The sequence below is a fragment of the Streptomyces sp. NPDC048671 genome (assembly GCF_055587045.1).
Window position 1 is genome coordinate 1 of record NZ_JBVJHB010000039.1, and the last position, 2,344, is coordinate 2,344.

2 protein-coding genes are annotated in these 2,344 nt (G+C 72.8%); one reads left to right on the plus strand and one right to left on the minus strand.

What is annotated here, in order from left to right; translation table 11 throughout:
• Positions 1 to 274: 274 nt before the first annotated feature.
• Positions 275 to 1,717, minus strand: coding sequence for a dihydrolipoyl dehydrogenase family protein (locus tag ACZ6S6_RS37595; protein ID WP_469709513.1), 1,443 nt, complete (start codon positions 1,715 to 1,717; stop codon positions 275 to 277).
• Positions 1,718 to 1,834: 117 nt separating this feature from the next.
• Between ACZ6S6_RS37595 and trxA the strand changes: the two genes are divergently transcribed.
• A complete protein-coding gene (gene trxA, locus ACZ6S6_RS37600; protein ID WP_469709515.1) occupies positions 1,835 to 2,206 on the plus strand; it encodes a thioredoxin in 372 nt (123 codons plus the stop codon).
• Positions 2,207 to 2,344: the final 138 nt, after the last annotated feature.

Here is a 2,344-nt window from a genome sequence, read left to right on the forward strand (position 1 = left end):
ACCGGCGGCAACACCTGGGCCTTCAACAAGCCCTTCTTCCTCATCCTCAACCTCGCCGTCGGCGGCTACTGGCCCGGCGACCCCGACAACAACACTAACTTCCCCCAGCAACTCGTCGTCGACCACGTACGCGTCACCACCAGCGACACCCAGCCCCCGGCCTGAACACGCCGTGCTCCCGCCGGGCCGGCTGCCCGGCGGGACCACGCCGCTCAGTGGGAGACACGGACGGACGGGCCGCGTCCCGGCCCGTCCACGATCCGCCGGACAGGCCCTACGCCCCGCGATACGTCTCCAGGAGCCGCAGCCAGATCTCACTGATCGTCGGGTAGGCCGGGACCGCGTGCCAGAGCCGCTCGATCGGGACTTCCGCCGCGACCGCGATCGTCGCCGAGTGCAGCAGTTCGCCGATGCCGGGGCCCACGAAGGTGACGCCGAGCAGGATCTCCCGGTCGAGGTCGACGATCATGCGGGCACGGCCCCGGTAGCCGTCCGCGTACAGACCGGAACCCGCCACCGCCGCGAGGTCGTGGTCGACGGCCCGGACCCGGTGTCCCGCCCGCTCCGCCTCGGCGAGGGTGAGGCCGACCGACGCGGCCTCCGGGTCGGTGAAGACGACCTGGGGAACGGCTGCGTGATCGGCGGTGGCCGCGTGCGCGCCCCAGCGGTCGGTCTCCAGCAGCGGGACGCCCTGAGCGCGGGCGGCGATCGCCGCTCCGGCGATGCGGGCCTGGTACTTGCCCTGGTGGGTCAGGAGCGCCCGGTGGTTGACGTCGCCGACGGCGTAGAGCCAGCCGGTGCCCTCGACCCGGCAGCTGTCGTCCACGGTGAGCCAGGATCCGGGCTTCAGGTGCACCGTCTCCAGTCCCAGGTCGTCGGTGCGCGGGGCGCGGCCGGTGGCGAAGAGGATCTCGTCGGCCTCGATGCTCTCGCCGTTGTCGAGTTCGACGGTGACCGGTCCGTCCGGGGCCGGGCGCCGTACGGAGGCGGCCGAGACGCCGAACCGGACATCGGCCCCGGCTTCGGTCAGCGCCTGCGCGATCAGCTCGCCGGCGAACGGCTCCATCCGGGGCAGCAGCCCCGTGCCGCGGACCAGCATGGTGACCTCGGCGCCCAGGGCGCCCCACACCGTGGCCATCTCCACACCGACCACTCCGCCGCCGACGACGACGAGCCGGCCGGGCACCTCCTTGGCGCTGGTCGCCTCACGGCTCGTCCAGGGACGGGCGTCGGCGACTCCGGGCAGATCGGGGACCACGGCCCGGCTGCCGGTGCAGACGGCGACGGCGTGCCGGGCGGTGAGCCGGTGTTCCGTGCCGTCGGGTGCCGTGACGGAAACCGCTTTCGTCCCGGTCAGCCGGCCGGTGCCCCGGTAGATGTCCGCGCCGATGTTCTCCAGCCAGGCGACCTGCCCGTCGTCCTTCCAGTGCGAGGCGTACGCGTCCCGGTGGGCGAGGACGGCCGCGGTGTCCAGCGGGCCCTGCACGGATCCGCTGAGGCCGGGGACCCGGCGGGCGTCGGCGCGGGCGACGACGGGGCGCAGCAGGGCCTTGCTCGGCATACAGGCCCAGTACGAACACTCACCGCCGATGAGCTCGGACTCCACGATCGCGGTGCTCAGCCCGGCGGACCGGGCCCGGCCCGCCACGTTCTCACCCACCGGACCTGCACCGATGACCACGACGTCGTACTCGACAGGCTCCACAGCATGTGTCATGAGGACCATTTTGGCCGTGGGTGTGCGCGGCGGCCACATGGGCAGGCGGAATAGTGCAAGCACAGGCACCGTTGTCCCGGGACACGTCCGCACGGGCAGAGGAAGAGGTAGCAGAGCATGAGCACCGTAGAGCTCACCAAGGAAAACTTCGATCAGGTCGTCAGCGAGAACGAGTTCGTCCTGATCGACTTCTGGGCTTCCTGGTGCGGCCCGTGCCGGCAGTTCGCGCCGGTCTACGACTCGGCGTCCGAGCGCCACGCCGACCTGGTCTTCGCCAAGGTCGACACGGAGGCGCAGCAGGAGCTGGCCGCGGCCTTCGAGATCCGGTCGATCCCGACCCTCATGATCGTCCGCGACAATGTGGCGGTCTTCTCGCAGCCGGGCGCGCTGCCCGAGACCGCGCTGGAGGACGTCATCGGCCAGGCCCGGAAGCTGGACATGGACGAGGTCCGCAAGTCCATCGAGGACCAGCAGAAGGAGCAGAAGTAGGCGTCCCGCGCACGCGCGGAAAGCGCGTCGGGGGGGGGGGGGGGGGGGGCCGCCGGCCCCCCCCCCCCCGGGGGGGGGGGGGGCCGCCCCCCCCGGGGGGGCGGGGGGGGGGGGGGGGTGGGTGGGGGGGGGGGGGGG